The sequence below is a fragment of the Paenibacillus sp. YIM B09110 genome, assembly GCF_037167145.1.
Lineage (GTDB): Bacteria > Bacillota > Bacilli > Paenibacillales > Paenibacillaceae > Pristimantibacillus.
In genome coordinates this window covers 1-18,563 of record NZ_JBANSP010000012.1, presented here as the reverse complement: position 1 = coordinate 18,563, position 18,563 = coordinate 1, and the positions used below count along the sequence as shown (strand labels likewise).

General features: G+C 50.5%; 12 protein-coding genes. 1 reads left to right on the top strand and 11 read right to left on the bottom strand.

Going from position 1 to position 18,563, the window contains the following annotated elements:
• From V8F51_RS18295 to V8F51_RS18255, 9 genes are all read right to left on the bottom strand, one after another.
• Complete coding sequence (locus V8F51_RS18295) at positions 1-837, bottom strand: sugar phosphate isomerase/epimerase family protein (RefSeq protein ID WP_337101798.1); 837 nt, start codon at positions 835-837, stop codon at positions 1-3.
• Positions 838-852: 15 nt separating this feature from the next.
• Positions 853-1,860: a zinc-dependent alcohol dehydrogenase gene (locus tag V8F51_RS18290; RefSeq protein ID WP_337101796.1), complete on the bottom strand. Its 1,008-nt coding sequence runs from the start codon at positions 1,858-1,860 to the stop codon at positions 853-855.
• A 183-nt stretch (positions 1,861-2,043) separates the two neighbouring features.
• On the bottom strand, positions 2,044-2,937 hold the full coding sequence (locus V8F51_RS18285; protein WP_337101795.1) for an AraC family transcriptional regulator: 894 nt from the start codon (positions 2,935-2,937) through the stop codon (positions 2,044-2,046).
• A 155-nt stretch (positions 2,938-3,092) separates the two neighbouring features.
• On the bottom strand, positions 3,093-6,593 hold the full coding sequence (locus tag V8F51_RS18280) for an NEAT domain-containing protein (protein ID WP_337101794.1): 3,501 nt from the start codon (positions 6,591-6,593) through the stop codon (positions 3,093-3,095).
• Positions 6,594-6,924: 331 nt separating this feature from the next.
• Complete coding sequence (locus V8F51_RS18275; RefSeq protein ID WP_337101793.1) at positions 6,925-9,021, bottom strand: glycosyl hydrolase 115 family protein; 2,097 nt, start codon at positions 9,019-9,021, stop codon at positions 6,925-6,927.
• Between the two features lie 26 nt (positions 9,022-9,047).
• On the bottom strand, positions 9,048-11,276 hold the full coding sequence (locus V8F51_RS18270) for a helix-turn-helix domain-containing protein (RefSeq protein ID WP_337101792.1): 2,229 nt from the start codon (positions 11,274-11,276) through the stop codon (positions 9,048-9,050).
• A 73-nt stretch (positions 11,277-11,349) separates the two neighbouring features.
• Complete coding sequence (locus tag V8F51_RS18265; protein WP_337101790.1) at positions 11,350-12,963, bottom strand: extracellular solute-binding protein; 1,614 nt, start codon at positions 12,961-12,963, stop codon at positions 11,350-11,352.
• Between the two features lie 91 nt (positions 12,964-13,054).
• On the bottom strand, positions 13,055-13,942 hold the full coding sequence (locus V8F51_RS18260) for a carbohydrate ABC transporter permease (RefSeq protein ID WP_337101789.1): 888 nt from the start codon (positions 13,940-13,942) through the stop codon (positions 13,055-13,057).
• Positions 13,943-13,952: 10 nt separating this feature from the next.
• The gene (locus V8F51_RS18255; RefSeq protein WP_337101788.1) at positions 13,953-14,909 is read right to left on the bottom strand and encodes an ABC transporter permease; all 957 of its coding nucleotides are present in this window, start codon (positions 14,907-14,909) and stop codon (positions 13,953-13,955) included.
• 348 nt (positions 14,910-15,257) lie between these two features.
• Here V8F51_RS18255 and V8F51_RS18250 point away from each other — a divergent pair, with 348 nt between their 5' ends.
• A complete protein-coding gene (locus V8F51_RS18250; RefSeq protein WP_337101787.1) occupies positions 15,258-15,476 on the top strand; it encodes a hypothetical protein in 219 nt (72 codons plus the stop codon).
• A 57-nt stretch (positions 15,477-15,533) separates the two neighbouring features.
• Here the strand turns inward: V8F51_RS18250 and V8F51_RS18245 are convergent, their stop codons facing one another.
• Together V8F51_RS18245 and V8F51_RS18240 are read right to left on the bottom strand one after the other, a co-directional pair.
• Positions 15,534-18,287, bottom strand: a complete 2,754-nt coding sequence (locus V8F51_RS18245; RefSeq protein WP_337101786.1) for a CARDB domain-containing protein — start codon at positions 18,285-18,287, stop codon at positions 15,534-15,536.
• Positions 18,265-18,563: hypothetical protein (locus V8F51_RS18240; protein WP_337101784.1), on the bottom strand; the 299-nt coding region annotated here is incomplete at its 5' end. The genes V8F51_RS18245 and V8F51_RS18240, both read right to left, overlap by 23 nt.

The window sequence follows — 18,563 nt, the reverse complement described above, 5'->3', positions numbered from 1 at the left end:
CTAAATTACGCCTACCTGACCAAACACCATATCAAATCCCGCCTGAGACTTAGCTAGCAAAACATCTGAGCTTTGATCTACGGATGGAGATATGACCTCCTGCGCAACGACTCCCCGATAACCAATGCTTTGCAGGCTAGAGATGAACCCTCTCAGATCAATTACTCCTTCTCCCGGATATAAACGATCGTTGTCGATTACCTGGTCGATAGGCAAGTCCTTCGCATCATTAATATGGACATGGACAATTTGTTGCGGCTTTAGTTTCAATAGATCCCCGGTCGTTAGGCCATTCGTGTGCCAATGGTAGGAATCGAGCAGCAATCCCACATTTTGAGACCCAATCGCCTCAATCCAGCTAAGCGTATCCTTCATGCTCCAAATCGTCGGATTCGTCCATTGCGTGCGTAAGTGATGACTGCCTACAAACTCTAATCCTAATGAAATTCCGTAAGCTCCGAGAATTTCAGCCACGATTCGCAGTCTCCTTGTTGCCGCAATCATAAAGGATGCCGCCGGCTCATTGGTTGCAGGCAAAATGTAGGTGCAGCATTTAAAACAACGCAATGAAGCTGCTGCCGCCGCCGCTTCCGCTAATGAAGGCAGTCCTTCTACAAATTGCTCTTCAGATGAACGCCAATCCACATGGAGATCAAAGGACCCCACAACTACTCCATTGCTCTCTAGTAATTGAACGGCCTCTTCTAGACCATGCTCTCTAATCAAATCTACAGGGTTAAGGTCTACAGACTGAAAGCCAAACTTTGCAGCCTTACGAATGTAATCCTCGTCCGATCCAATCGTTCCGACACCCGCGCGGGTTAAACCTCTGAGCATATCTGCTTCCCCTCCTTATGACCAGTCAAATAATACGCCATTGTACTGATCTTTATTATTTCTCAATCCCTCATAAGCATCTGGCGCTTGATCCGGTTTAATAACATGACTAATCAATGGTTCGATTTTCAAACGATTCTGCTTCATGAGATCAAAGACAATATGCGAGTTTCTGACTAGGGAATGCTTAACGAACCGATTCGGCTCAGTCGGATAACGCCATTCATGAGCACCTTTGAACGTAATACAGCCAAGATTGTACAAGTGGCAATGGTTCAGCACATGCGTGACATCTGCGTTGTACTCTCCTCGCGGGCTGCCTAAGAATATGATTTCCCCTAAGGACCCGATATAGCTCAAGCTGTCTACGGCAACCTTTGGTACACCAGTTGCCTCAATATGTGTGGACACACCTTTGCCGCCGGTAATCTCCATCATTCGATCTCTGGCATTTTCTTCTGACCCGTTTAGCGGATAATCTAATCCACATGCACGAGCTGTGTTCAATCTTTCCTTAGCAAGATCAACACCGATAACCGTTGCCCCTTGCAAGCGCGCCAGTTGTGCCGCTAAATTGCCAACAAGCCCTAATCCAGATACGCTAATATAATCGCCCAGCTCAATATTGGAAACCCGCACGGAGGTCATAGCTACCGTTGCCATACGGGTAAAAGGTACCCATCTTAGATCGAGACCCTCAGGTACTTTTATAAACACGTCTTTCGTGCTTGCATATTGGTATTCCTGATGACTTCCATAATGGAACACGGTATCTCCCTTGCGGAAATCAGTTACATCCTCCCCCACTTCCACGATACGGCTAACGCTGGCGTAACCGGGACATACAGGATGCGGCGCCCAGCCTTCCTTGCCAGATAACATCGCAAGCTCTGTACCAGGACTAATTAACGAATAAATTAATTGAACAAGAGCTTCGCCATTTCCTGGTTTTCTTGCTTGGAATGGTTCCTCTACCGTTTCTACTTGCCAAGGACTTACGAACATAATTTTTCTATTATTCATTCACGTTCACTCCTCATCGTTATTTCCCTATTAATGTAAACCCTTGCAAGCAGAATGTCTTTGCCTGCAAAAATGATTTTTTGTCTGTGGCTACGCAATTTGAGATTAGCCTCCGCATACAAAAAGGTGCCTGTACTCCCTTAAACGAAGGAAGATTCAGGCACCTTTTATTACAATGCAAGCTTAATGCGCGGTCTTCATGTTTGTTGACTGTGATGCGGCATACTTGCTTGGCGTTATTCCAACATGCTCCTTGAAAGAGCGGCTAAATAGGTGAACACTAGAGAAGCCAACTTCTTCCGCAATCTCCGTAATCGACTTATTACCCGATAAAATGTGAAGCTTTGCCTGTTCGATCCTGACATGCTTCAAATAATTATATACGGTTATGCCAAGCTGGTTTTTAAACAAATAAGACAAGTGATTAGGCGTTACGCCCGCATAGCTGCTCACATCATCGTTTTTCAGAAGAGGATCATGATAACGTTGATTCATGCACACGATGGCTTTCTCAATGGCCGGCCAGCCTTTAGTCATTTTCCCTTTGCTTTGATTATGTTCAGGCTGGTTTTTGATAAATAAATGCAACAACTCCAGACAAAGCGATTTAACTAGCAGTATATTTTGTTGGACGGGGCTAGTTATTTCCTGTTGCAATTGTAAAAATCGCTTCTTGCACTCCATTCGATCCGCTAGCTTCAAATGAGCTACCGGATGTATATCAGCCAAGCTCATTTCCTTAGCCAAAATATCATCCCTTCGAAAATGAGCTGCGCTTGTGCTCTTCAATTGACTCCTGTTTTCGTCATAAAACAAATCAAAATGAAAAATATATTGAATAAGGGCAAGGTCTGATGTAGATCGAATAAGATGAGACATCATCGGATGCATGACGATCACATCTCCTTCACCTACTTCATATTTAACGCCACTAAGAATGAATTCTGCTTCTCCTTGCTCGATATAAGTATAGACATGATCATGATCCATCCACTCTCCCGTTAAAGAATGCGACTTCATAATTCTTCCTGTTCGAACAAAGGGGGAAATGTTATTCAACCATAAATGATGATTCAATTGCGATCCTCCTGGCAAAATGCAATATACGTTGAGCTTCTGTATTAAGCATAGCACCATGCGGGGATTAAAAGTAAAGCAATAAATTCAAACAAGACGAAACGGGATGGAGCAGCCATGACAGCCGATCCATCCCGTTATCTCAATCGCTACTATTATTTTTCTTCCAACAAACGCATGATCAACGTCAAAGCTTCAGCCCGTGTAGCCGTCGCGTTCGGATCGAACGTATTGTTTCCTTTGCCCTGGATAAAGCCTGCTTTGACCGCAGCAGCTACTTCTTTGCGCGCCCATACAGGCACATCAGCCGCATCGGCGAAGGAAAGCCCATCGGCGTCGCTCAGTTCCAGCTTCGCCGCGCGGGCGATCATGACCGCCAGTTGCGTACGAGTCAATGAATTGCCGGAACGGAAGGTCTGATCTTCGTAGCCGCTAATAATGCCTTCGGCCACCACACGTGCCACGAATGGCTGAGCCCAGGCCGGAACGCTGCTCCAGTCCGTCAGGCTTTCGCCGTCGCCATCTCCCTCCAACTGCAATGCGCGACTAACCATAACCGCGAATTCGGCTCTCGTTACGATTCCGTTCGGACGGAAGGTTCCGTCGTTGTAGCCGTTCACGATACCAAGCTTAATCGCTTGCTCGATCGTATTTTTCGCCCAATGATTAGCCGTGTCGGTGAATTGTAATGATGGATTGCCCGGATTCTCCGTAGTACCCGGTTGCTCCGTTTGTTCTTCGCCCTCTGCGGTTCCTTCCCCTTCATCCGTCGGTTCGCCGCCACCATTGATCTCGTCCACTTTACCGTCATCGACTCCGACGTTACCGTCATCCTCGGCGCCCGGTACGGACGGCTTGCTCTCCGTAGCCGCAATCGCCGAACTCTCGTCGAACAAAAATTGAATGTCGTAAGTATGGTGATAATTAAATGCGTCCCAGTCGATTCGGACGGTTCCGTTCAGCTTATTCGTCAACGAAGTCAACGTGAAGGACACGACTCTCGTATTGTTTTTCGTGTTGCGGCTTGCGACCGATTCGCTTTTGCCGCCTATCGTAAACGATTTGATTTCATTGCTTTGTTTCACCGTGAATTTAACGATTTTGCTGCCGTTCTTAACCTCTACGAGCGCCGGACTTACGACATAATCATAGGCCATGGAATTGGCATCCGTATTGTCCTTCAATATTCGGAAGTCCACATAGTAGAAGCCGTTCGCAGGGTATGCCGGCTCATTCGGATCCGGATTGCCCGTACCCGGATTTCCGGTACCTGGATTGGAGTTCGCGACCTCCTGGTTGAACGTACTCAGCGCGGTTTGCAAGGCTTGCAACGCCGCATCGGAATCGGATTGCTGGGCAGGTACCCGTACGGACTCCGATTCCGCCTGCACAATGGCAGCGAGCAATGCCGCTTTAGCCGCATCGAGCCCTTGCTTCGACGCCGCGTTCGAGTAGGCCGTCTTCGCGGTTTGAATCAAGGCGATCAGCGCCACGTTGTCCGCGTCGTTGAAATTCAACCGAATGGCATGGGTAACATCGTAATTTTGCGATGGAACCACGGTACGCACCTGAGCGTCCAGCAGTCCGTCCAAGCTGTCGGCCTTGAAGGTGACTACTCTTGTATTCGCCGCTTCGTTGCTGGATACGTTCGTTGCTTCCGTAAATAATCCGCCTTGTTTCACTTTAAATTCGGGAACGGACGAACTGCCGGTAATCGTCAACGTCACTTGCAGGCTTCCGTCGTCGTTGGTCGATACGAGCGCGGGCTTCTGGAAGTAGGCGTTCATTCGTGAAAATTCGGATTTCGCGGCATCAACCGCCGAGAAATACACTGTTTTCGTCACGGATGCTTCGAATGCATCGATTGCATCCTGCAATTGCGATGTTGCGCTTAGAATAGTCGGCCTTGGCGCGGCAAGCCATTCGGCCGTTAAGCCGGCTTCATCGATCGCTGCTTGCAATTTCTCCAGTTGATTGGCGGAGTGCTGACCGGCCCCTGCACCTATGCCCGCTCCGTCATGAAGCTGCTCTGCTTCTTCGATCAAGCTTTGCAGAGAAGCCAAATACGCTTTGTTGAAGCTAATAAACACCGTTTTTCTTTGCGCTTCCGGCAGCGCCATCGGATATTGCAGCCTCCACAAGCCTTGCCATAATTCATCCGTTTGCAAATACGTGCGATTTGCACTTCTGACTTCCGACTGATACACCTTGACCGTATCCGCATGCTCGCCTTCGATTTCCGCGAGGAATTCAGGCGCGTTTACCAGGTCAGGATGACTGACAACGCGGGCAGCCGTGCTCACATAGCTCGTATTGATGCCGCCTGTAGCCGCCGCCGCGGATGTTTGCCTGATCGAGTTCGCAACCAGCGTATTGTCTGTATTGTAGAAAATAAAATTAGCAAATCCGTTGTAGTAGTCTGGACCTGCTTGTTGCAGAATAGCCGCATGAGGGCTAATATCCCCAGCGTGAGGCGAAATCTGAGCTCCCGCGCCTATTGAATCCAGCACCATAATTTCAACATCATAAGCAGCAACACGCTGCTTATCGAACAGTTCATAATCGGATTTGGCGATCGCGTCGTTGCGCATCGCGTTCACTTCAGCCTGCGTCGCGTAGGTGTTATCGGTTACAGTCTGGGCACTGGCTATGAGCGACTTCAATGTCGTTGTCGGCCCTACATATCCGCTGCCTGCATTAGTCAAAGGCAGGTATTCGCCATCCGAAATGGAATGATTCGCGCTTGGCACACCGGATTCAGCTTCGCCCCGGTCTGTTTTGCCTTGCACCCATTCCGTCGCGGTTTCGATCCACTGGATTAGTCGAGCCTTCTCAACGATAACGATGCTCGACTTGAACGCCTTGATGGCCTTGGCCGCGATATTGTATGCGGCATCCAACGTCGAAGCATCTCCCGACGATCCCGTCGCGAGTTCTTCGGCCGACTGCAGCTTGCCATACAATTCAGCCTTGGAGCCCGACTTGTAAGTGCCGTCATAATTTCCTTCTACCGCGGCTTCATGAAGAGCGTACCCTTCGGCAAGACGCTCATCGAACTGCTCCTGCGTAACGCCCTGCTCTTCTTCTTCCTCTTCCGGAGAGACTGGCAACGTAATGTCTTCCGCGAACAATTGCAATTGAGCATTGTACCAATTATTATAGATGATCGGCAATCCAAAAATATTTTCTTTGTCATCAATGTGCATGACCACGTCTTGTTTCTTCCAGATGTCTTCAATGGCTAGCCGTACCACTACATTATCCGGATTAACCGCATCGCGAACGGTAACCTCCTCGTAACCTTCGAGACCAGTGGCGGATTGAAGGCTGCCGCTGTATACGATCGTTGCTTTTGCAGCCCCCGGCTTACGAGATCCTAGATAGGCGAACGTGGTGAAGGTCGTTTTCGCCACTTCGTGCTCTAACACGGCTTGCCCGCCCGATACGATCAATTTTCCCGAATCGGCAACCATAAACCCGTTCGCTGCCGAGGTGTCTGTCGTGCCGTCCTTCAAATAACGAAAAACAATCGGATATTCCCCATCAGGAATGACGCTTCCGGCATCAACCGCCGCGGATACGGAATGAGGCAATGCGACTCCGGCAAGCAAGGCCAGCGTTAGTAAAAAGGCAAACGTTTTTTTGAAAATCTTCACTTCGAAAAACTCCTTTTCTTCGTTTAATTGATAAATGATGTTTGTAGATCGGATGAAACGAACCTTTCAGCTCAACTCCAAGCATTCCTCCTATTCCGTCTATATTCAGGATAATGATTCTCATTATCAGTAAGAGATGATGGTTATCCCTCTATTACACGCAACATTCCCATTTTACAAATGAAGTATGGACAGAAGATGAACAATAGATTACAAATGAACAGGACTGTCCTGCAAATTTGTTTCCCTTCGCCCGATCCTTATTCCCTGTCTATCCACCAAATAAAACGGGATGGAGCATTAAACGTGCCTGCTCTATCCCGTTATCATGTTACTTTAGAGAAATAGGTCGAGAGAAATAGGATTTTAATTGCCGCGCCAGCTCGTCGTCGGACAATGGATTACGATGCGTATTTTCCAAATAAATATGCTTCTCCGTCTCCGGCATCAGATATTCCTTATACCATAGGAAGAAGTCCGGGCTGTCGCCGTGCATGCGGATGAAACGCCGCAGCGTATCTACATTTTGCACCGTGCTCTGTATATTCGTCAGCCAGTCCGCCTCATAGAAGCGCCCCCACTTCCCATGCTCGGAATCTCGCAATACTTCGAGCCCCTCCGCATAACGCCACATCGATTCCGAGGCATAGACGAACGCTTGCGGATAGCGTTGCTCGCTGAAAGCTCTGTAGGAACGGCATAACCAATAAAAGCCTTCGCAGCCGAATAAGTGAAATGCCCCGTGAAAACGCAACTGGTCGACCGCCCTGCGCTGATCCGCCGGATCCAGCTTCGCCAGTACGCCGTCGCAGCGCTCAAGCCACTCTCCCCACGTCTTCATTCCGAGCTCCAGCTTTTCTTCAAATCGCTTCACCTGCTCTGCAAAAGGAACGTCGCCTACGGCCCAGAACTGCCTGGCGTCCGGCAGCTCCGCTCCCCCTTGCAGCCAGTGGCCGATGATTTGCCTAGCGGGATGATGATAATATTCGTCCCCTGCCAGATCGTCCCCATTCTGCCCGTATGGAATAGCCGCTTCCGCATAGCTGCTGTACAACTCCGCCAGTTCCTCGTGACAGCCGTCATAATAGCGACTTACGTACTGGCCCAAATGCCGATCGGCATCGATCGTCCCCGTACTCCACAGCTCCCTTATGATATCCAGCTGGTAGACATGGGGCCGAATGTTGCCGCAGTTTAGCAACAAATATTCGTTCGCCCCTGCTGCGAAAGCCGTCTCGATCTCACCCTTTAGGAAGCTAGCCGACCCCGGGTACATCGTCAAATGATTGGACGCTTGCAGATCGTGGAAAGTCACGTGATAATACAGACCGTGCTTTCCTCCGTCATCTTCCGCAGGAAGAGAGTAGACGCGATGATTCTGATTATTGTGCCTGCGGGATACCATCTTGCCGTAACCGTTGTCGGCCCATATTTTGATGACGTTATAGGGCAGATCGACATATCCGCCCTTGTACAGCTCGGCAATCTCGCCGTATAAAGCGACGCAGTAGACCGGATTCTGGACCGCTTCTCTGATCATGTCATACTGCTTCCGAATCACTTTGCTGATCATGGCGCCGCGTTTTTCCGAAGTATCGAAGGAGGGGTCGTTCATCCAGAAAGGCGCATCCCCTTGGCCACGGAAAGACAACACCCATAAAACCTTCATATCCTTTTGCTCATCAATGGCTTCCTGCCACAAGCGCTCGAACAACTCCGGCTCCTGCTGGTAACTTGCCGTTCTTCCAGGGAACGCGCGCAGGAACATCTCGGCGCCCAGCGGCTCGGCATGATGATGCGTGACCCATAGTCCCATCTCTGCGGCGAGCTTGTAATGGATGCCGTCCCGTGGCAAGTCCGTACCCGGAATAACCATATTGCCCCCGCAGCGAAGCAGCGCTTCGAAGACGGGCTCCCACACTTCTTTCGAGGGCGGATACACGTCTTTCCAACCAATCAAGCATACTTCGTCGTTTACGAACCAACCTCGATAACGAACCTTCGGCTCTGGAGCGTCATAGTCACTGCACAGAATAGCAATTGCATCCTTCTGAATAATAGGTTGATCGACCCAGTACCAGAACGGTTCAATTCCGAGATAGATTCTGCTGAACTCCAAAATGCCGTATACGAGTCCAAGCTCGTCATACCCTATAATGCTTATACCTGTTGTGCAATTATCCTCGTAAACTCGGAAACAGAATGCTTCGGCACGCTGCGCGCAGCGATCCCGTTCCTCTGCCGATCTTATCGTGATAACCGCCGTTCCGCTGGCTTCCGATACAATCTCGGGTTCCTCGCCCAATACCGCTTCGAAGTCTCTAGCCAGCATTCGGAGCGCATGCCGGACCGGCGGAGTCAGCAAGGTAGGAGCCTGAATGCGCACCTTCCCCTTTAGCGTCATCTGACCAACTACATGTTGATTCACAATCCAACTCCCTTTCGTCTATCGCCCTAGTTTAGTTCCGTGTCCCTCATTCGCGAATCCCGATATTGTCCCGGCGACAAGCCGACTACTTTCTTGAATACTCGTATGAACGACGTTGGATTGGCATATCCCATCCTATCCGAGATGTCCTGAACCGTAACATCAGAGTCCCTTAATAGCCGCTTTGCATAATCGATCCGAAGTCCGATGAGAAAATCGCTGAAGTTCTGGCCGATGCTTTCTTTGAACAGCTGGCTCAAATATTTGGAATTGATCTGGAAACGATCGCTTAGCAGCGTAAGCGAAAGGTTCGGGTCCATGAAATGTTCCGCGACGTAATCGCGAATTTCTCTCATGAGCACATTGTGGCGCCTGCTCTGCGAAAGCTCCTCAATATGCTGATAGAGCCCGGTTAGCGTTGCAACAAAGCCGTCTTCAAGCTGCTTAAGCGTATCGCACTGCGCCATGACGGCGAGCAGGTTCGGCTTGGCTTCTTGAAGCCAAGGCTTAACTACTTCAGGAAGTACGCCTTCCAATTCATAGTCCAGATGAAATACGAAATAGTCCAGCAGACGATCGACGTCATCTTTGCGCAGGCGATGGACAGCCATTTCGCTAAACAGTCTCTTCAGTTCGTTATGCCATTCATCCTCCGACATACGGAGCTGGCGAACGATGGTGCGAATCATTTCCAAATAGGCAAACCATTCGCTGTCCGACTTGCCCTTAACTTCGACCGAGTCGATAATTTGATTCACGCCGAAGGACACTTTGCGGCTTACTGCCGCCATAGCGTCGTCGAATGACCCCCCTATGCGGGATTCGTCCTCCGCAGGCGTTCCGACTCCGATCGTGACGGTGAAGTCAAGATGGCTATCCACCCATGCCCGGATATGCTCGGATAACTGCAGCATCTGATGCTCCAATGCTCCGCTTTCGTTCGAAATAAGCAGAATCACAAGCTGATTCTTTGCTATCCACTCCGCTACGACGCGTAGGCCGTTCTGCTCGGCGAGCTCAACTGCAACGCTGCTGACAATAAACTTGAATAACGATTGATCGTTCGGGCTGTACTTCATAGCGAATTGTCCATAATAGTCGAGCTCTACGAGCGATACGATGAATTTACCCGCAGCAAGTCCGTAGAACTCCCGCTCCTGCTCCCATTCCTCACGTTCGCCTTCATCTTCCCCTTTGAGCAGAAGCTGCAGAAACTGCTGTCTTCGAATAACCAGATGCTCTTGCTGCTGTTCTTGAAATACCATATTGTTCGTTATTAAACGCTCGATAGCCTGATCGATAAAGGAGAATTCATTTTCCTTCTCTTTGAGATCGCCTGCCTTAACGGATGACGAGAAGCGCTCGATCCGATGCATGATCGATTCGATCGGCTTATAATTTCTTCGCGTCACATAAAGGGTCGACCCAATCGCAAATACGATGGCGCTAAGACCAAGAAGGATCCACACCGTACTGCCGTGAAACAGAAAATCGAATAGCTGTCCGCCCTTAATGCCGATACGGTACGTCCAGCCCGTATAATCAGAGACAATGTCCACGCTAAGCCTGTTGCGTGACGATGCCTGACGCTCGTCTTCGAAGAAAGACTGCCCTGCGGCGTCGAACAGCTCCGCTTCAGTAATAGCCGGGTCGATCATCTGTCCAATAAATGATTCAAGCGAAGCAATTTTGACATTAACGATCACATAACCAAGACTTCCGGAATCACGCGGAATTTTGAAACCCAACGAACTGACGCGAACCTCGTTGCTCCTTTCGCTTCCTTTCATTCTAGGCGAGGACCACACACCTGTATAAGGCTGTTCCAGCACGCTTCTGAAATAGGCCTGGTCGGGAAATTGTGTAAGCGGACGAATCGTGCTCTGATCCAGTACCTTGCCATCCTTCGCGCGGTACAGATAGACGGAATCGATCAGCCCGTAACGAACCATGAGATTGCTCAGCAAGTTGGACGCGTCGAAGTCCGTTGCTCGGTCCGAAGGGCCGTCGAGAAAACGCTGCATATCTCCGCCGTCCTCGATCATCTTCTGCGCGTCGAAGGAAATGCCCTTGAGCGAGCTGTCTACCATATTCGCGACGTATTCGGCCGTCAAATCATTCGCCTGAATCGCATTTCGGACATGCAGCTGGTTAATGACGGAGAAAAAAACAAAGATGAGCATGCTGATCGTGACAAGCAGAATGGGGAGGTATGAGAGCAGCATCCGTTTAATGTAGTTGTTGTTGACTTTCATAAGGCCCCATCCTTTTCCCTTTGCAAATATGGACAAACCCCATGTTATGGATGGGGTTTGTCCGGTTACGCGTTTAGTTGTTCATTTCCTTATAAGCCGTTCTGCGTTCATCGATAACCGCCTGGCCGCCCAGCTTCAGGAACTCCTCGACATTGGAATCGAACACCTTGTCGAATTGATCCGGTTTAGCCAAAATGCTCTTCACCAATGTCTCTTCACCTTTGTCCTTGAGCGTCTTGGCGTATTTGATCTCTGATTCGATCGGGCGATCGAAGCGCGGCAGCGTATAGCCGTCTTTGAGCGCGTTGATAATCGTTTGCTTAGCCAGTTCGGTATAGTCCGGGAAGGAAAGCGAGACGACTTCGATATTTTTTTCCTGTGAACCAAAATCTTTGCCGTTGATGACGATCGCCAAATCGCTGTTATTATAGAACGTTTGCTTCGCTTCGTCCGTCGTAATGGCTTTCGGAATATCATTTTCCAATGTATAATGCTGCCCTTCGAGTCCGTTAGTGAGCGCGTACAATACGTCCGGCTGCGACATCCAGTCCAAATATTTGATCGCTTCCGCCGCATGTTTGCTCGTCTTCGGAATCATTATGTGGATGCCCGTCGGGTCGTAGATCGCTTTCGGCGACTTGCCTTCCTCATTCGTGAACGGATCGATAGCGACATATTCCGCACCGGGAACGTTCTTCTTAAGCGTATCGAATACGTTGCCGCTCTGCATTAAGGTCGGATGGGCAGCCAAAGCGGTGAAGGCGCCGACATAACCGTTCGACACGTCGCTTTCGAATTGCTTGCCGTCCTTGTCGAGCGCGAAGTCCGGATTGATAAGGCCCTCTGTATACAATTTGTTCATAAACTGCACGCCCTCTTTGTAGCCGGGCTTCGTCAGTTCGGGGATGTAGTTCGCCGAAGACAACGCGTAGAAGTCTTCTTCCGTCATATCCTTTACGAACGAGCTGATCAGGACGCCAGGGCTCGTTATAGTCGTACCGTTCATCGCGCTGAAGGAATAAGGAATGATTTTGCCGCCCGTTTGGCCCGGGTCCTTCTCCTTAAACGCTTTCATTGTTTCGTAGAATTGCTCGGTCGTCGTTGGAACCGGCAGTCCCAGCTTGTCGAGCCAGTCTTTGCGAATGTAGGATGACTGCGTGAACTGCAGCGTTCGCTTTGCCGGAATCGTATATTGCTTGCCTTCGAATATACCGTAGCTTAATACTTCGTCACCGAGAAACTTCTTCAGGTTCGGGGCTTTTTCTTCGATGAGCCCGTCAAGCTCGGTCAAGCCGCCGTCTTTCACATAATTGTATATGGTGTTCATGTCGTAAGTAAACACAAGATCGGGAGCGTCGCCGGTCGACATGAGCACGTTCAGCTTATCCACCTCTTGGTTGCGGGGCACCGGCACGAATTCCAGCTTAATGTTATTCGGATCGCCGAAGTTTTTCTGAATCCATTGCGTCCAGAAGTTATTGGTGACAGGTCCCGCACCGGCCGGAGCATTGCCTCGGTCGAACACTTCCACCTTCAAGGTGACAGTCTCTTTGCTCCCGCCGCTTCCCTCGTTCCCTGTCGACTCGGAATTGCCATCGTCCGCAGGTTTCGAGCAGGCAGACAGCATACTTGCAAGCAGCATTACGACGGTTAATAAGAGTAACCATTTCCTTTGCTTCGCCTTCATCTTCTAGCTCCCCTTTACGTATCGTTTCAACTTTCCTCTATGTTATACAACTCTGCCTAAACAGAGGGATAACCGATCGTTATAGAATCATTTAGCCTTTAACCGCACCAATCATCACTCCGGATACAAAATAGCGCTGCAGCCAAGGATAGACGATTAGGATCGGCGTCGTAGCGAACATGATGCTGGCTGCCTTGATGCCTTCCGGAACGACATCGAGCTGAGCCGCCCCCTCCTGAGCCGTCAAGTCCGTCACCATGCTGTTCATGACGATCTGGTACAGCTTCAGCTGGATCGGATACAATTCCGAGTCCGTAATGTAGAAGAGCGCATCCATATATCCGTTCCACCGAGAGACCGCATAAAACAAGCTGAGCGTCGCAATAACCGGCAGAGACAGCGGCAGGATGATGCGAATTAGCGTCCCAATGTGAGAGCAGCCGTCAAGCTGCGCCGACTCCTCCAGGCTGGCCGGAATCGATAAGAAGAACGTCCGCAGAATGATTAAGTTAAAGGCGCTGATCATACCCGGAACGATGAGCGAGAGCAGACTGTCCAATAACCTGAGCTCCTTGACGAGCAAATAATCGGGAATTAAGCCGCCGCTGAAAAACATCGTGAACACGATGAGCAGCATGAAGAACGCTTTTCCCCTCAGTCGATCCTTCGTCAGCGGATACGCCGCGCTAATGCTCATCAACATACTAATGATGGTATACGTTACCGTCAGGACGATCGTAAGCCCCATCGACCATAACATTCTCGTATCGGTGAACACAATCTCATAGGCATGGAAGTCCCAGCCTCGGGGAAAAATCGTCACTTGATTGGATAACACGAAATGTTTTGAGCTTAGCGATATCGCGATAATATGCAAGAACGGCAAGAGGCACACGATCAAAGCCGCACTAACGACTAACATAATGACGACATCCGAGATCCGCAGCTTGGATACTTTCTGTTGAATGACATTTTTCATACCGCACCTCCTACCATAGACCTTGTTCTCCCGATCGCTTCGCTATCGTATTCGCCCCAACCACGAACACCAGTCCGACCAATGCCTGGAACAAGCCCATTGCCGTAGCTAGCGAAAACTGTGCCGACTGCAAACCTACCTTGTACACGAATGTACTTATTACTTCCGCATAGTCCATTACGAGCGGATTGCTCATGACGAACGGACGCTCGAAACCTATTGTCATAATATGGCCAAGCTGCATAATGAGCATAACGACGATCGTTGAGCGGATGCCTGGCAATGTGATATGCCATATTTTTTTCAATCTGCCTGCCCCGTCAACCTCCGCCGCTTCATACAAGTCTTTGTTAATGCCTGTTAATGCAGCTAAATAAATAATCGTTCCCCAGCCGGCGCTTTGCCATATGCCCGTTCCGAGGTATACGAGCAGCCAATTATTTTTATCCGTAAGAAACGGAATCGGATCAAACCCTATCGCAACTAGAAGATTGTTGACGAGGCCGCCGTTCGTAGCGAACATTTGGTACACGAGACCGCCGATAATGATCCATGAAATAAAGTGAGGCAGATAGAGTATCGTTTGAGCCGCTTTTTTGAACCAGACAACCCTTAGCTCATGCAGTAGAATAGCGAGCAGGATCGGTGCCGGAAATGAAAACAATAAATCAAGCAAGTTCAGCAGCAGCGTATTTCGGACAACCTGATAGAACTGACTCATTCCGAACAGCTGCTGGAAATTCTCGAATCCGACCCAAGCACTTCCGGTTACGCCTTTAAAAATGCTGTAGTCCTGAAAAGCGATCGCTGCCCCGTACATCGGAACGTACTTAAATAAAACAAAATACGCGATGGGGAGAATGAGTAATAAATACAACTGGTAATCCTTCCAGGCTCCTGTTACTATTCGACGACGCTTGCCTGCATGTATTAATGGTGTGTTGCTTTGCGTAGAACTTCGATTCATGTGCATCCCTTCTCCCTGTGACTAGCATCGGTTGTTACATCTGCCCTTCGCAAGCTTGCCCTGCTCGGGTCGACTAACCACACTATACGGCGGCTGCATCGGAAGGCACAATAGACACATTTCCGACTGTTATCCGAATTCCGAAACCCTTGTTGCTGCTGGGTTTATCTGAATTCGGCGCATCGGCGGAATAGAGTTGATTGCATACAAAAAAGGGGGGCGCCGATAAGGCAACCCCCTCAAATGAGAAATTTCTCACCGGGTATTTCGTTTCAACTTTCGGCTGGGCGTTTAACAACTCATTAAGCAATACCACTACCATCATTAGCCGAGAGGGGATTAAAAACGATGTCAAACGAAAGCAAGTTAAACAAATTATCCAAATTCATGCTCGTATCTGCTCTGAGCGTCATGCTCGTATTATCAGCAGCGGCTTGCAACAATAATGCTGATGGAACGAACGATAACGATTCTAACGGAACCATTACCGATGCGCCTGCCGGCGATGAGCCCATCATGACTGATGATCCAATGGATGCGGAAGACGATTCAACGACTACCCCTTAGACTTCGAAAAGGATCCCTCCAAGGAAGCTTGGAGGGATTTTATTTGCCCGTTTATAATTACTGAAACGTCAAATTGAAGCCGTTCTGGATAAAATGAATATTTGGATGCGCGATATTGCTCGTCGTTAAGTTGTTAAACGTGGCTGAACCGTTGCCCGTGTACGTATAGATGGCAGCGCCAGGGTGCGGTGACGAGAAGCGCGATGTCGTGACGCCGTCCAGTCCCGTTCCGTTAATGTTAATGTTGTTGAATACGATGTTCTGAAAACCTCCTCCATACCCGAACTGGATTGCGCTTCGTTGGGTGTTCAGAATGTCTATGTTCGTGAAAGTGACGTTTTTGATCGAGCTGTTGGACGCTTCCAGATCAATTGCCCCGCGTTCGCCATTGTACAGATCTTGGCTGGTGCCGCTGTTAATGATCGTCGTGTCCGAGAACAGGATGCCCGTATTATTTTGGAAGTCGTAGCCTGGAAATACGGTGTTCATCCGGATGCCGGAACCGCCGACAGTATCGATGATCATGTTGTGGGTCGCCTTGTGGCCGCCGCCGCCGAAGAACGCGATGGCCGCCGCGCGCCAGTTGTTCTCTATCGTGTTGTAGGAGAAGGTGTTGTTAACGCCTGCAGGAGCGCCGTTGACGTTACTGGTCCATACGGCCAGAGCGTCGTCGCCATTATTGCGCAAGCTGCTATTGCGAACCGTCGAATTGCTCGTTCCTTGGGCGAAGTTCACGCCGTCGGCGAGGTTATTTCGTATCCTGCTGTTCTCGATGAGCAGTCCGCTTGCGATTATGGCCGGCGTATGCGCGTAATCCCCTACCCAGAATCCGCATTCGAAATGCTCGACCCAGACGTTATGCACCTTGGAGTTCGTTCCGAAATTATCCATGAACGCTTTATATACCGCTTGCTGTCCATACCGCGAGCGAAGCTTCGAATTCATGTAGATGTTGCTGAAATCCAGCTTGCCCTGCACGCGGAACGAAATGCCTCCCGACGAGGAACTTGGATTCGTAAATTGGATGTTCGTATGCCAGATGCCTGCGCCCACTATCGTAATATCGTTAATCATATTGCTGGCGGAACCGATTTCCCACATGTTGCCCAGATGGAACGTGCCTTCCGGAATGTACAGCGTTTTGCCGGAAGTTACAGCATCTGTAACCGCAGCTTTGAATGCTGTTAGATCGTCCTGTCCGTCGTTCGCAACGGCGCCGTGATCCGTTACGGAGACCGCGCCGGCAGGACGGGCGATGGCAGTCGGCACGGGTTCGATCTCAAGGAAGTCGACGCCGTATTCCAGGCTGTCGGCGTTACTCTTCTGGATGCGGATCTTGTCGCCCGGCACGAGCGGCGTATCCAGCTTCCAATGTACTTCGTCGAAGCGGAAGAGCGGACGCCCCCCGCCCGGCGCGTCGGCCGGATGATCGCTGGAGAAATATTGCCAATTGTAATAGGAAGTGAGCGGAACGGTTTTGGCTTTGACTCCGTTCACGTACACGTCGAGCGAGCCGTTCAGCCCCATGCCGTCTGCCGAGTCCGGCATCGTGAACCGCATGGTGACGCCTGCTCCGCCTTCGCCTTGTCTGACCGTCCACTCCGCGTACGAGCCGTTAGAAGGCAGAGAAACGTATTTCTGTCCGGAAGCTTCCGAAGCCGTCAGAGCTTGGTCGAACGTCGGTGCGGACTGCAGCGCCGCGCCGCCGCCGCGGGATGCATCGTCGGTGTCATACCGCGTATACGGCATGCTGGCTCCGCGCGCGGAATAAACCGACAGGTTAGACGTACTGCTGTTATTGGCCTGCTTCACCGACAATTCGTTGGCGTCGGCCGCGATGGTCAATGCTGCCGCATAGGTTCCGCTCGTTGCCGTCCATGAACCCGGCAGGCTCACGTTAACGGATGCGCCCGCTGCCAGAGAACCGTTGTACGAGCCGCTGAACGTTTGCAGCGTAGAGCCCGCAGCGTTTTTCAAGGCAAGCGTTATGGCATGCGCGCCGCCTGCGGAAGCGATGTTGCCTTGGTTTTTCAAGTTGACCGAGAACGCGACCGAATTGCCTGCGACCGGCGTGCCAGGCGTCCAAGATACCGTTCCTATAAGGTCGGAGCTTGCAACCGGCGCTACGACGAGAGCCGTCGGATTGCTGTAGCCATTGTTCGATTCGTTCTGCTCGATGACCGCGTTGTTCTCGTCCACTTTGGCGCTGACGGGGTACGTTGCGGCTGTTTTGGCGCCTGCGTTAAAGGATACCGTCGCCGACGATCCCGCCGTCAGCGCGCCTACCGGAGCCGTACCCGCCAGCTCGTTGCCAAGGTAGAAGTTTACCGTCGTCGCGGCAGAGCCGGTGTTGCCGTTGTTCTTGACCGTAGCGCTAAGCGTGATGGCATTCGTCTCGATCGGCGAGGACGGCGTCCAAGACATATTCGTCACGATCAGATCCGGATTTGGACCAGGCGCTCCGAATACTTGGAACTCCGCGATCTGGCCGGCCGACGCGCCGGTGTTGCCCGTAATCGAAAGCTGGACTCGCTTCACGGTTGCCGTTACCGGGATTGTGACCGTATTGCCGGTTGCCGGATTAAACGTGTACGCCTGGGACGACACGAGATTGCTGAAAGTGTTCGTGCCCTGGTCGTGGCCTAATACTTGAATGGTCTGCGTGCGCGTTGCCCATGCCGAAGCCGGGTTCAGCTTTAGCACGATCGATGTCAAATTGTGGTTCGTGCCGAGATCGAGCGTCAACGTGCTTGGATTGCTGCTGCCCTCCCAATAGGTATCGGTGCTGTTATCGTTGGCGTTGGCCGCCACATAAGTAAATACGCTGGATGAGGCCGTAATTTGCTTGCCTATGGCGATATTGCTGCCAGGAGGCGTCGGAGTTGGCGAAGAGGTTGGCGTAACTGTAGGTGTAGGTGTTGGTGTTGGTGTTGGTGTTGGTGTAGGTGTAGGTGTAGGTGTTGGTGTTGGTGTAGGTGTTGGTGTAGGTGTAGGTGTTGGTGTTGGTGTTGGTGTTGGTGTTGGTGTTGGTGTTGGTGTTGGTGTTGGTGTTGGTGTTGGTGTTGGTGTTGGTGTTGGTGTTGGTGT

Coding starts and splice junctions, on each gene's coding strand:
- V8F51_RS18295 (WP_337101798.1), bottom strand. CDS start 837: ATGCTCAGAGGTTTAACCCGCGCGGGTGTCGGAACGATTGGATCGGAC.
- V8F51_RS18290 (WP_337101796.1), bottom strand. CDS start 1,860: ATGAATAATAGAAAAATTATGTTCGTAAGTCCTTGGCAAGTAGAAACG.
- V8F51_RS18270 (WP_337101792.1), bottom strand. CDS start 11,276: ATGAAAGTCAACAACAACTACATTAAACGGATGCTGCTCTCATACCTC.
- V8F51_RS18265 (WP_337101790.1), bottom strand. CDS start 12,963: ATGAAGGCGAAGCAAAGGAAATGGTTACTCTTATTAACCGTCGTAATG.
- V8F51_RS18260 (WP_337101789.1), bottom strand. CDS start 13,942: ATGAAAAATGTCATTCAACAGAAAGTATCCAAGCTGCGGATCTCGGAT.
- V8F51_RS18255 (WP_337101788.1), bottom strand. CDS start 14,909: ATGAATCGAAGTTCTACGCAAAGCAACACACCATTAATACATGCAGGC.
- V8F51_RS18250 (WP_337101787.1), top strand. CDS start 15,258: ATGTCAAACGAAAGCAAGTTAAACAAATTATCCAAATTCATGCTCGTA.